The 348-nt window shown below is 70.7% G+C and carries 1 protein-coding gene; it reads left to right on the forward strand.

What is annotated here, in order from left to right:
- The coding region (locus SB753_RS35515; protein ID WP_410804764.1) for an MBL fold metallo-hydrolase at window positions 1-348 on the forward strand (348 nt) is incomplete at both ends.

The following is a 348-nucleotide window of genomic DNA, read 5'->3' on the forward strand; positions in this document are numbered from 1 at the left end:
GGCTGCCGCTACTGGCGCCGGCATCGGCCGCTCCCGCCGAGGGCGCGTTCCGTCTCGCGGCGCTCGACATCGGGCAAGGCTCGTCGATCGTTGTCGAAACCGCCCATCACACGCTGCTGTTCGATGCCGGTCCGGGTCCCGAATCGACGCACGCGGGCGAGCGCATCGTCGTGCCCTACCTTCAGGCGGCGGGCATCGCGGCGCTCGATACGCTGATCATCAGCCATGCCGACTCCGACCATTCGGGCGGCGCTCCCGCCGTGCTCGAAGGCATCGAAGTGAGGCAGTTGCTGGCGGGACTTCCGCCAGGCCACGCACTTTGGCGCGAGGCGGCCGGGAAGGGCGCCC

Origin of the sequence: Paraburkholderia sp. SIMBA_053, from assembly GCF_046534895.1 — a bacterium.
In the GTDB taxonomy this organism is placed as follows: domain Bacteria; phylum Pseudomonadota; class Gammaproteobacteria; order Burkholderiales; family Burkholderiaceae; genus Paraburkholderia; species Paraburkholderia caledonica.